Here is an 11,122-nt window from a genome sequence, read left to right on the forward strand (position 1 = left end):
CCCTCGGTGCCGTAGAAGCTCGTAAAGGAGCCGCCCCCGCCCAGGCCGAAGCCGGTCTGCTTTTTGTAATACCAGGACGTGGACTGGTTTTTGCCGTCCACAACGGCCACGTCGCCGTCGCGGGCCGTGAGGTTGATATTGTCCACGGCGGCCAGGTTGGAGGCCGTGACGCTGACGCTCTTGCCTGCGTCCAGGGTGACATTCCGGCCGATGAGGTTGGATTCCACCTGAGTCACGGTGGCCTTACCTTCCTTTTTGGACGAGGAACTCAGTCCCAGCGCGCCGGTGGAGGATTTGGAATAACTGTAAAAGTAGGTGTCCTGGGCCGAGGCCACGTTGACGTTGCCGCTGGCGGCCACGGTAAGGTCCTTGACGCTGGCCAGGTTGGAGCCCACCACCGAAGCATGGCCGGTCTGCGCGGGCGCGCCGGAAATGGAAGCCCCGGCCAGGAGATTCAGGTTGCCGCCCGCCGTGACCGTGGCGGCTTTGCTGGTAACGCGTTCCTCATTGCGGCGCGAGGAGGATGAGCCCAGCAGGCCGTTGGAGCTGGAACCCCGGATTTCCTGCTTGAAAACGTCCTGCACCGCCGTGACCGAGAGGTTGCGCCCGGCGGCCAGGGTGGCGTCGCCCCCGGCGGCCACGCCGGAGCCCGCCACGGTGAGGTCGTTTCCGGCGGTCATTTGCAGATTGCCGCCCACGACCACGCTGGAGCCGTGGTGGGTGGTGATGTCTTCATCCAGGTGATAGCCGTGGAAGGAAGAGCCTGTGGTCACGGTGGTCACGTTCACGTCGCGGCCCGCGCTGACCCGGGCGTCGCCTCCGGCGGCCAGTTGGGAACCGGCCAGGGTCACGTCGCGCCCGGCGAGCATCTGCAGGCCGTCGGCGGCGGCAATGCCGCCGGTCTCGCCCAGGCGGGTGACGCCGTTTCCGCCCACGATGCGCGCCTCATTCACGATGTCGCGCCCGGCGGCCAGAGCCACGTTGTTGCCGCTGATGGTGGAACCGCTGTTGCGAATGTCCTGAGTGGCGGCCAGGTGCACAGCGCCGCCGGTCAGGACGCCGCCGCCCGTATTGTTGATGTTGTCGGCAAGCATAGAGAAATTGTTGCCACGGATGGTGGAGCCGCTGTTGGTCGCGGTGCCTGCGGTGATGCTGACATTGTTGGCGGCCACCAGCGAGCCGCCCGTGAGGACCGCGTTTTTGGAATTGGACGCCAGGTAGACCTGGGGCACCATGACTTTCCGGCCGTTGACTTCCTGCTCCACCAGCCAGACGATGTCGTCGGTGAGCGCGGCCACCTGAGTGGACGTGAGGGCCACGCCCGCCGCCAGTTTGAGTTCGCTGGCCTGGGCCACGGCATTGTCCATGAGCCCGCGCATCTGGTCCGCGTCCGAGCTGTAGCCGCTGAGGAAGCGTTGGCCCGTGGCGTCCAGAATCTGCTGCTGCACAAGGCGCGTTTCATAAAAGGCGTCGCCCAGCAGGACCACCTGCTGGCGGTCCTGGTCCAGGCCGATGCGGCTCAGGAAATACTCCGAACCGTAAAAAAGGCCCATATTCGTGAACATGGGGTTGGTTTCAATAAGGTAATGATGGCCGGGGCCGCTCACCGTATGGAACAACGCGCTGTCGCTCAAGACGGTGACGGCTTCTTCCAGCGAGGCCGGATCCTTGTTGGTCAGGGGCACGGCATAGCTGACGTCGGCGAGGTTTTGCAGGGCCGCGCCTGTGATGGTCAGGGTATCTCCGGCGGTGAGCGAGGCGGAGTAGGGCGTCAGCACCTCGCGCCTGACAAAGGTCTGGGGATCGTGGTAGTGGTCCAGATCGCCGTCCTCATCGTCGTGGCAGTAACTGACGTGCTCATACTCGCTCTTGTACAGGGCGTAGCTTTGATTGCGCAGACTGGTGACGGCGAAGATATCCAGGTCCTTGCCCGCCGCCACATGGCTGGCGGAGTTCAGAAAATTGTCCACAGTAATGCTGATATTGCCGCCCGCGCTGATGACTGAGGCCATAGTGGCTTCAATCAGGCTGTCCTGGGCGGCGTTCAGCTCGTGATAGTCCCACCATTTTTCCTTGCGGTCGCCCCAACGGAAGTTGTCGTCCCAGGAGCGCACGTGCCAACTGCTGGCATCTCGACGGATGTTCAGGATGGAGCGCGTGTTTTCCAGCGTCTTGGCACTGATGGACAAATCTTTGCCGGCCGCCATGGTGCCCGAGGAATTGCGCACGCTGTTGTTGCCCTGGCCGTCCGCGTCGGCGATGCGCAGACTACCTTCGGCGCGGATTTCGCTCTGCTCGTTGAGCAGTTCGCGCGCGGTGGTCAGCAGCATGTCGCCTCCTGCATAGAGCAGGGAGGATTTTTCCGGTTCCGGCTCGGGCGTCGGGTCTGTCAGACCCGACGCCGGTGCGGAAGCCGCACCGGCGGTTACGCTTCCGGCCTGTTTTTTGGCCTTGCGGGCTTCATATTGCGGTTCAAACACGCCCTTTTCCAGGCGCAGGTTGTCAGCCGTCACCGACAGGTCACGCGCCGCCGTGACGGTGGCTCCGGTCAGTTCGATATCCCCCTTGCCGGCCAGCACCGCGTCGCCGCCCGAGATGGCCTCGCGCAGGCGCAGCTTGCCGTCGGCGGTGATCACCATCTGGTCCGCGCTCTGCACCGTGCCTTCCAGGTTCACGCCCACGCCCTTTTCCGTGGCGATAAGGGTAATGCGGTTGGCGTACATGCCGCCCAGGGCCGAGGAGTCAATGCCCACTTCCGGTTTTTCCTCGGCGGCGGGGGGCAGGGAGGGATCGCCGGGATCAGCCGGGGCAGGGGAGGGATCGGCCAGGGGCGTCACCGTGCCGTCGGCGGCCACGCTGTTTTTGCCCGTGACCACGGCCAGGCTGCTGGCGCGCACCTGGGCTTCCACATGGGCCGTGCGCGCCAGCAGGGTAAAGGCGTCCGTGTTGTCGGCGTTGATGCCCGCACCTTCAATGCGGATGTCGCCCTGGCGCACCTCATAGCCGCGCAACGCGCCGCCGGGGTCCACCTCCGGCTTGCCCGTGGTGATGGTGGCGCGCGGCACGTTGATGAAGCCGCCGCCGTTGACCGTCACGCCGTTGGGGTTGGCCAGAATCACGTCCGCCGCCCGGCCGTTGACTTCGATATAGCCTTCAATGCGCGAGCGGTTGGCGCTGGTCACCTCATTGAGGATGGTGCGCGCCTCGGCCCCACGGTTGCCGTGGAAGTTGGGATTGCCCGCCACAATGCCGCCGAGCTGCGAATTGGCGGCCCCGCTGCTGTTGTTCAGGATCAGGCCCTGCTGGTGGACGTTGAAATCATGGTACTGGTTGTGCGACAGCCCCGAGCTGTTGGCCGCCGTGATGTTGACCACCGGCACGCCGTTGGGCGCGGTTTCCATGCTCGGGCGCTTGTTGGCCGCCGCGTTGGGGTCCGGCGTCACACCGGCGGCCCGGACGTTGGCTCCCAGTACGGGCAAAAGGATCAACTGCGCCGCAAGCACGGCGCACAGCAGGACATTGCGCGCTTCCCCTTTCCTCTTCATGATTCCCTCCCGTGAGCCCGGCAAAACGCGCTCCTTGCCCTGAGCGCTTTACGCCCCGCGCGCCGGAATTGGGGGCCGACGCGGCGGAAGATTGTGTGTCAGAATGTGTATCGCAGGGTCAGGTACCAGACGTCGTCCCGCTCCTTGACATAATCCGGCGCGCCCAACGGGTGCGACCAGGCCGCCTGCACCGAAAAATCCCCGCTGGTGCGCAGCCCCAGCGCCATGCCGTGCATTTCGCCCCATTCGTAGGGATCTTTGCCGTCACGGGCGATGCCGCCGTAATCATAGGCCGCGAAAAGCCGCACCTGGCCGAGAGGCGCTTTTTTGAGCGGGCCCAGCCATTGCTCCGGCACGGTCCAGGCCAGCTCATTGCGCACGTAGCCGCCGCAATCCCCGCCCACGGGCGTCTCCTTGAAGCCGCGCACCGTGTAGGAAGAGCCCAGGTACAACCGCTCGGAGCCGTACATGGTCTGTTCGCTGGTCTGCCCGTATGCCGAGAGCGACCAGGCCCACTGCTGTTCTCCCACGTTGAACGGGCGGTACCAGCCCAGCGTGCCCGTGGTTTTGCTGAAATTGGTGTGCGGCGTGGTGGAGCCGATGGGGCCGGGCACGCTCCAGGACATGGTGGGCAGGCCCCAGATCTGCTCGGCCTGGAGGGTCAGCACGCCGCCCAGCATCCGGCGCACGTAGCTGGCGGCCAGGCCGCTGGTGGTCAGGCGGTAGCTGCTGGCCGCCAGGCGCACGTCCTCAAAACGGTTGACCACGTCCCGGTACTGAATGAATGTTCCCAGCGAAAGTTTGCTCGCCGCATCGCGCCAGATCACCCTGTCCAGGGCCAGGCGGGCCGCCGTGGTGGTGCCGCTGCTGGTGTAGGCCTGATTCAGGCCGTAAATCTGCGTGGTGTAATTGAAACGGCTGACGCTGCCGCTCAACAGCCAGTAGCCGAACGGCACGGAAAACAGGCCGGAAATGCTGTCGCTGTATCCCTCCCAGGGATTGCCGAACTGCCCGGCAATGCGCGGCATGGAGCTTGTCCAGTACAGGGCGAACTGGTCGTTGCAGCCCAGGAAGTTGTCTTTTTCAAAACCGAGGGTGTACTCGGTAAGGCCCGTGGTTTCCTGCCCCAGGTTGTCCACCCCGGCGGAAAGCCGCCAGGTGCGTTTCTGCACGTTGTTGATCAGCACCCGGCTGGAGCCCGCTTCCGCGCCGGGTTCGATGCGCATGGTGGCGTTGTTGGAGGGCAGGCGGTTGAGCTGGTCCAGGCCCTGCTCGATATCGCGCAATTGCAGCACCGAGCCCTTGACGCCGGGAAAGATGGTCAGAAACTGTTTTGGCTGCATGGTGGAGGCCGCGTCCGGCCCCACGCTTTCCACCCGGCCCTCGATAATTTTGATGACCAGCACGCCCCGGTTGAGATCCTGCGGGCCCAGAACCGCCCGGGAGGTGACGTAGCCGCGCTCCACATAGGCGTTGGTCAGGCTTTGCAGCACCGCGTTGATGCCGTCCAGGTTCAGGCACTGGCCCTCATACGGGGACACCAGTTTGCGCGTTTGCGCGTCGGACAGCAGGCGCGCGCCCTCCACCCGGATAGAGCGTATCGTCACGCAGGGGCCACCGGGACGCAGCGTCTCGGTTCCTTTGGGCGCGCTCTCCGTTTCCGGCGGCGGCGTCAGCAACTGTTGACGCTGCCGGGCCTCCTGTTCACGCAGGCGCTGCTCATATGGCTGGGCCGCGCGGGCGGGCAGATCGAACGGCGCAACGGGTCCGGCGGCCTGGATAGCTGATGCCGGGAAAAGCTGCGACGCCAGCGCGGCCAAAACAGCTGCGGCAAGCAGAATTTTATTCATGATTCTATTTAATGGGTATGAAAATAAATGTAAATATAGGTGAATAATTTTGGTTTTTCATGCTGTAAAATCTAATTATCATGACAGGTTACAAGGCCACCTCGACTACTGTTGTCTGAGAGCTGGCGCGGGGCGTTGTTCTTTTCCCAGCCGTAAAGAGGCTCTGGAAAACAGGGAACATCGCGAAATAACGGGTGATTTTACTATGCAATGGAAGGAAGTGCGTCAGAAAGCCCGGCAAAAAGGCCGGGCTCTTGCGACGGATTGAGGACGCGGCGGGGCTGGCGGCCCCGCCTGCGCATCCGGCAGGCGAGAGAAATAAAAAAAGACACAGCATGCGGCCATTCGTTTTATGGCGGCGCTGCGGGGCGGAAAAATCCGAAAAAGAGGGGAGGCCGGGCTAGCTCTTCAGATGGCTCTGGGGCGTCATGCGCTCCTTGGACAGAGAGGCCAGATCGTTTTCCTGGGCCAGGTTGCGGTTCCAGGCGCGGATGGCCGCTCCTTGGGAAACCGACCACTGCTGCGAAGTCTGGCCGCAGGCGCAGACCACGCGCCAGACTTCCTGCCGACGGCCCGGCGGCAACATGGATTCCAGATGGGCATTGGTGCCCCCGCAGGCGAGGCAGGGACGGATAGTATGCGGATCAAGCTCTTTCATGCCGGGGACGATAGCAGTTTTGCCCCGGCTCCACAAGGGCGCATTCCCGCCTCGGGACGCCGCGTGCTGACGCTTTGCTGACGCCTGCCGGAGCAGAGTATTTTCGCGGGCGGCAACGGATGTTGCCGAGAAGCAAGCCCGCACCGCAGGAGGAAACTATGCGTTATCTACTTTTCCTGGCGCTGGCGGTCATGCTGGCGGTTCCCGTATACGCGGCTGAGACGGCGGCCCCGGCCCTGCCCGGCGGCGGCTTTCAGGGCCCCGGCGGGACCGTGAGCACAGACACTGTTGCCAAGGCCCTGGTTGCTCCCAACAAAACTCCGGTGGTGCTGACCGGACATGTTGTGGAACGCGTGGCCGGCAAGGACGACAAATACCTGTTTCAGGACGAAAGCGGCAAGATCATGGTGGAGATTGACCACAAGGTTTTCGCCGGGCGGGACATCACCCCCGAGAGTAATGTCCGTCTGTTCGGCAAGCTGAAGAAGTATCCCAACAAACCGTTGCGGGTGGACGTGAAGGTGCTGCAACTGTTGCAGTAGGCTCTCTCCCCGCCGACAATATACTTAAAACCTGTCAAACAAAATATGGAGGAAACTATGCGTTATCTGCTTACCTTCGTCATGCTGGCCGTGCTTGCCGTTCCCGCCTATGCGGCGTTCGAAGGCCCTAATTCCGGCGGTCAGAGCATGGGCGGCTTCCAGGGTCCCACCGGCGGCGTGCAGGCCGATACGGTGAAAAAGGCTCAGAGTTCCTGGGACGACGCGCCCGTGGTGCTCACCGGCAACATTGTGGAACGCCTGGCCGGCAGCGACGACAAATATCTGTTCAAGGACGCTACGGGTCAGATCATCGTGGATATCGACCACGAGATTTTCGCGGGCCGTACCGTGACCCCGCAGACCAAGGTGCGCCTTTCCGGCAAGGTGGACAAGGACATGATGGAGCCCGTCAAGATTGACGTGAAGGTTCTGGAAATCCTGAAGTAAAGCATTTCAACTTTGAAATTGGCACAACTTCAAAGTAAATCTGCTCTAAAAGAACGGCGGAACGCGGGGCGGGCTTATCCCGCCCCGGCTTTGCCCGGAGTATGCCCATGCGTGTATTGGCATTGCTGCTTTTCTTCCTGTGCGTTGCCGTTCCTGTGCGCGCCGCCGGTTTTGAGGGGCCGGGCGTCTCGCCCACGGTGACCCGGGCCGCGGATGTGCTGGACGCCCAGGACGATGCCCCCTGCGTGCTGGAAGGGCATATTTTGGAAAAAATCCCCTTCCGCAAAAACAGGTACCTGTTCGGTGACGGAAGCGGCCGCGTGGTGGTGGAGATCGAGAATGACATTTTCGGCCACCTCACGATCACGCCGCACGACCGGGTGCGTCTTATGGGCCATGTGAATTGGAGCCGCAAGCGCTCCAATGAAGTGGAAGTGGACGCCCTGGCCCTCATCGACTAAGCTGACGGTCCGGAGCGGATTAACTTTGAAAAGTTACCTTGCTCTAACTTCGCCGCAGGTGCGTCATGCCCGTCTCCCTTCTGCTCATTGAAGACAATGAGGACATCCTGGCCAATCTCTATGCCTACCTGGAACCCCTGGGCTATGAGCTGGATTGCGCCCGTCACGGCCGGACCGGCCTGAGCATGGCCCTGGAAGGGCGTTTTGACTGCATTGTGCTGGACGTCATGCTGCCCGGACTGGACGGCGTGAGCCTGTGCCGGAACCTGCGCGAGGAACACCATTCCGCTGTGCCCGTGCTGATGCTCACGGCCCGCGACACCGTGGCCGACCGGGTACGCGGCCTGGAGGCCGGGGCCGATGATTACCTGGTCAAGCCTTTTGCCCTCAAGGAACTTGAGGCCCGCATCCGGGCCCTGCTGCGGCGGGGCCGTCTGAACGCCGTGGGCGGCGGTCCGGCGGCGGAAGCGGGCGTCTGGACCTTTGCCGATCTCAGTCTGAACAATGCCGAGCACCGGGCCGTGCGCCAGGGCCGTGAGCTGCGCCTGAGCCCTTCGGGCTTCCGCATCCTGGCCGAACTGATCCGCTCGGCCCCGGCTCTGGTCCGGCGCGAGACCCTGGAACACCTGCTCTGGGGCGACGAAGCGCCGGAAGGCAGCGCGTTGCGCACCCATATCCATGAGCTGCGGCGCGAGCTGGACAAGCCCTTTGCCGTGCCCCTGCTGCAAACCGTGCCGCATGTGGGTTACCGCCTGAGCCTCGCCGGGGAGACTCAGGCGTGAGGCAGGGGGCCAGCATCCGTCGGCGCATGCTGGCGGCCTTTGTGCTGCTGGCGCTGGGCATGGGCCTGACCCTGGGCCTGGTGGGCCTGTTTTCCTATGACCGGCTGGGTGCGTATCTGGTGAGCTGGCATGCCCGGCCCGTCATGGAGGCGCTTATCGAAGCCGAACGGCGCGCCTGGGAAGCCGAGGACCGGGGCCGCCGCAATCTCTATTACGGCGAGGATCTGGCAGCGGCCATGCACTGGCGTTTTCTGGTGGGCAAGCAGATTCCCCCGGCCTGGGAGGAATTGCCCGACGGCCTGCATTTCTTCAAACAGATGGAGGAATTTGTCCTCCTGGTCCGGCGCAACGGCGTGGTCTACGCCCTGAGCGGCCGGACCGGCGCGTTCCAGGCCCTGAAGGCCCGTCTGGGCGGGCTGCTGCTGCTCTGCGCAGCCGCCGGGCTGGCCGTGGCCGTGCTGCTGGCCGTGCTGCTTTCCCGCAGGCTCACCCGTCCGCTCAGTCGCCTGACCGGCGCGGTGGAGAGCCGCGATCCTCGGGACCCCGCCGCGGTCACGCCCGTGCCGCCGGATATCCTGGGGCTGGAGGACGAGGTGGGCGTGCTGGCCCGCGCTCTGGCCGCGCGGGAGGCGGATTTGCAGCATTTCGTGCGGCGGGAGAGTTTTTTCACCGGCGACGTAAGCCATGAACTGCGCACGCCGCTCACGGTCATGCAGGGCGGTCTGGAAATTCTGGAACTGCGTCTGGCGGCTCTGTCCGAGACATCCGGCAACGCGGAACTCATGGCCGTGGTGGAGCGGCTTTCGCGCACCACGACGCGCATGTCCGCCACGGTGCGCACGCTCTTGCTGCTGGCCCGGCGGCCCGAAGATATTGAACGCGGGCCCCTGGATCTCAGCGGGCAGATGCGGGGCCTGATCCGGGGGGGCGAGCGCGGCGGGCTGCTGCGTTTGGCCGGGCCGGAGGCGGACGGGCCGGAAAAAGGCGGGGGCGAGCGGGGTGCCGCGTCCCTGCCGGTGGACGGTGGTCCGGCGTTGCTTTTCGCGGATGTGGCGGACGGCGTCCAGGCCGTGGGCCAGAAGGAACTGGCGGCCATTGTGTTCAAGAATTTGCTGGACAATGCTTGTCGCTATACGGAAAATGGCCGCGTTTATCTGCGTTTGACGCCGGAAATGCTGGAGGTCCGCAACAGCGGGCGCATTCCCGGAGATCTGGATATTTTCGCGCGCGGCGTGCGCGGCCCGCAAGCGAACTGTGCCGGTGATCCGGCCCGGTCCGGGCACGAACGCGCCGCCGGTTCGGCGGGCAGCGGCCTGGGGCTCTCCCTGGCGTTGCGGGCCTGCGAGCATCTGGGCTGGCGGCTGGAACGGGACAGGGTCGCGCCAAAGGAAGAAAGCATGTTTCGTGTGTTTTTTCCGCCGTTGCGCGCTGAAGAAGGAGACAGAAAGTGAAGGCATGGGCTCAACGCACTACGGGCCGCCGTCGCATATACATCTGGCTGGCGCTGGCCCTGGCGGCCGCGCTGATCATCTGGCGTCTGTTTTTCGCGGGCGGCGGCGCCCGGCCCGGCATGAGCATGGACGCGCCGCCGGTGCGCGTGGCCACGGCTCTGGCTCAGAACGTGCCGCATTTTCTCAACGGTCTGGGCACGGTGATCCCTTCCAGTGACGTGCTGGTCAAAAGCCGGGTGGACGGGCAACTGGTCCGCCTGCACTTTCAGGAAGGGCAGCGCGTGAAGGCCGGGGATTTGCTGGCGGAAATCGACCCCCGGCCCTTCCAGGCCGCGCTGGACGAGGCCCAGGGCAATCTTGCCAAGGACCAGGCCCAGTTGGACAACGCCCGCCGCGACCTGGCGCGCTATGCCAAGCTGGCCAAGGGCGACTTTATCGCGGCCCAGCAGTATGAGACCCAGCGCGCCCTGGTGCGCCAGTATGAAGGCACGGTGGAGGCGGACAAGGCCGCGGTGGACTCGGCCCGCCTGCAACTGGACTACAGCCGGATCACCGCGCCCGTGGGCGGGCGGCTGGGCCTGCGCAACGTGGACGAGGGCAATCAGATCAAGAGTTCGGACAGCGACGGCCTGGTGCGCATCACCGAGGTCAGCCCCTGTGACGTGCTTTTCACGCTGCCCGAGAGCCAGGTGCCCCTGGTGGCGCGGGCCCTGCGCGAGCGTGAGGAAAATCCCTCTCTGCCGCCCCTGCCCGTGCAGGCCTGGGACAGGGAGCAGAAACATCTGTTGGCCGTGGGCAGCCTGCTGTCCCTGGACAACCAGATCGACGCGGCCACGGGCACGGTCAAGCTCAAGGCCCGTTTTCCCAATCAGGACGGCGCGCTCTATCCCAACCAGTTCGTCAATGCCCGGCTGATGGTCCGGATGCTCAAGGACGCCGTGACCATTCCGGCTTCGGCGGTGCAACTGGGCTCGCGCGGTTCGTATGTCTATGTGGTGAGCAAGGACGACAAGGGCGACAAAATCGCCCATGTGCGCGAGGTGACGCCGGGCATCAGCACGGACCGGCTCACGGTCATCGACAAGGGCCTGAAGGCCGGGGAAGTGGTGGTGGTGGACGGCCTGGACCGCCTGCGCGACGGTATCACGGTCAAGGTGGCGGCGACCGTGGAGACGCCGAAGGCGGAAGCCGTGGAGTAGCTTGCGGCTGTCGCTGATCAGTTTTTAGGGGCTTGTCACACGGGTGACGTTTTGTGTGCCCTGCGGGCATAGAGACTTAACGCCTCCCGGCGTTTTGGCCGCCTTACGGATGAAGACAGCAACGATAGGCGGCCCAAGCTCGAGCGGAGCGGAGAATCCCGTGCCCGCAGGGCGGAAGGAAGACTAT

General features: G+C 64.3%; 9 protein-coding genes. 6 read left to right on the top strand and 3 right to left on the bottom strand.

Annotated elements, in window-relative coordinates; genetic code table 11:
* The 3 genes from HMPREF1022_RS03515 to HMPREF1022_RS03525 form a co-directional block, all read right to left on the bottom strand.
* Positions 1 to 3,545, bottom strand: a 3,545-nt coding sequence (locus tag HMPREF1022_RS03515) for a two-partner secretion domain-containing protein (protein ID WP_009301912.1), incomplete at its 3' end; no start/stop codon positions are given.
* Positions 3,546 to 3,643: 98 nt separating this feature from the next.
* Complete coding sequence (locus HMPREF1022_RS03520) at positions 3,644 to 5,395, bottom strand: ShlB/FhaC/HecB family hemolysin secretion/activation protein (RefSeq protein WP_009301913.1); 1,752 nt, start codon at positions 5,393 to 5,395, stop codon at positions 3,644 to 3,646.
* Positions 5,396 to 5,795: 400 nt separating this feature from the next.
* Entirely contained in the window at positions 5,796 to 6,053 is a 258-nt protein-coding gene (locus HMPREF1022_RS03525; RefSeq protein ID WP_009301914.1) for a hypothetical protein, read from the bottom strand.
* A 158-nt stretch (positions 6,054 to 6,211) separates the two neighbouring features.
* On the opposite strand from HMPREF1022_RS03525, the gene HMPREF1022_RS03530 reads away from it, so the two are divergent.
* From HMPREF1022_RS03530 to HMPREF1022_RS03555, 6 genes are all read left to right on the top strand, one after another.
* Positions 6,212 to 6,595 carry a NirD/YgiW/YdeI family stress tolerance protein gene (locus HMPREF1022_RS03530; RefSeq protein WP_009301915.1) on the top strand — a complete coding sequence of 128 codons (384 nt, stop codon included), beginning with the start codon at positions 6,212 to 6,214 and terminating at the stop codon, positions 6,593 to 6,595.
* Positions 6,596 to 6,652: 57 nt separating this feature from the next.
* The gene (locus tag HMPREF1022_RS03535; RefSeq protein ID WP_009301916.1) at positions 6,653 to 7,042 is read left to right on the top strand and encodes a NirD/YgiW/YdeI family stress tolerance protein; all 390 of its coding nucleotides are present in this window, start codon (positions 6,653 to 6,655) and stop codon (positions 7,040 to 7,042) included.
* Between the two features lie 107 nt (positions 7,043 to 7,149).
* Positions 7,150 to 7,503 carry a NirD/YgiW/YdeI family stress tolerance protein gene (locus HMPREF1022_RS03540; protein ID WP_009301917.1) on the top strand — a complete coding sequence of 118 codons (354 nt, stop codon included), beginning with the start codon at positions 7,150 to 7,152 and terminating at the stop codon, positions 7,501 to 7,503.
* Positions 7,504 to 7,568: 65 nt separating this feature from the next.
* Entirely contained in the window at positions 7,569 to 8,285 is a 717-nt protein-coding gene (locus HMPREF1022_RS03545; protein WP_008685952.1) for a response regulator transcription factor, read from the top strand.
* Positions 8,282 to 9,736 carry a sensor histidine kinase gene (locus HMPREF1022_RS03550; RefSeq protein WP_009301918.1) on the top strand — a complete coding sequence of 485 codons (1,455 nt, stop codon included), beginning with the start codon at positions 8,282 to 8,284 and terminating at the stop codon, positions 9,734 to 9,736. Before HMPREF1022_RS03545 ends, HMPREF1022_RS03550 begins: the two co-directional genes overlap by 4 nt.
* Complete coding sequence (locus tag HMPREF1022_RS03555; protein WP_008685941.1) at positions 9,733 to 10,935, top strand: MdtA/MuxA family multidrug efflux RND transporter periplasmic adaptor subunit; 1,203 nt, start codon at positions 9,733 to 9,735, stop codon at positions 10,933 to 10,935. Before HMPREF1022_RS03550 ends, HMPREF1022_RS03555 begins: the two co-directional genes overlap by 4 nt.
* Positions 10,936 to 11,122 lie beyond the last annotated feature (187 nt).

This window comes from Desulfovibrio sp. 6_1_46AFAA (assembly GCF_000224635.1).
GTDB lineage: Bacteria > Desulfobacterota > Desulfovibrionia > Desulfovibrionales > Desulfovibrionaceae > Desulfovibrio > Desulfovibrio fairfieldensis.

What these genes read in the sequence shown, in the direction of transcription:
- HMPREF1022_RS03520 (WP_009301913.1), bottom strand. Translation starts at nt 5,395, where the DNA reads ATGAATAAAATTCTGCTTGCCGCAGCTGTTTTGGCCGCGCTGGCGTCG.
- HMPREF1022_RS03525 (WP_009301914.1), bottom strand. Translation starts at nt 6,053, where the DNA reads ATGAAAGAGCTTGATCCGCATACTATCCGTCCCTGCCTCGCCTGCGGG.
- HMPREF1022_RS03530 (WP_009301915.1), top strand. Translation starts at nt 6,212, where the DNA reads ATGCGTTATCTACTTTTCCTGGCGCTGGCGGTCATGCTGGCGGTTCCC.
- HMPREF1022_RS03535 (WP_009301916.1), top strand. Translation starts at nt 6,653, where the DNA reads ATGCGTTATCTGCTTACCTTCGTCATGCTGGCCGTGCTTGCCGTTCCC.
- HMPREF1022_RS03540 (WP_009301917.1), top strand. Translation starts at nt 7,150, where the DNA reads ATGCGTGTATTGGCATTGCTGCTTTTCTTCCTGTGCGTTGCCGTTCCT.
- HMPREF1022_RS03545 (WP_008685952.1), top strand. Translation starts at nt 7,569, where the DNA reads ATGCCCGTCTCCCTTCTGCTCATTGAAGACAATGAGGACATCCTGGCC.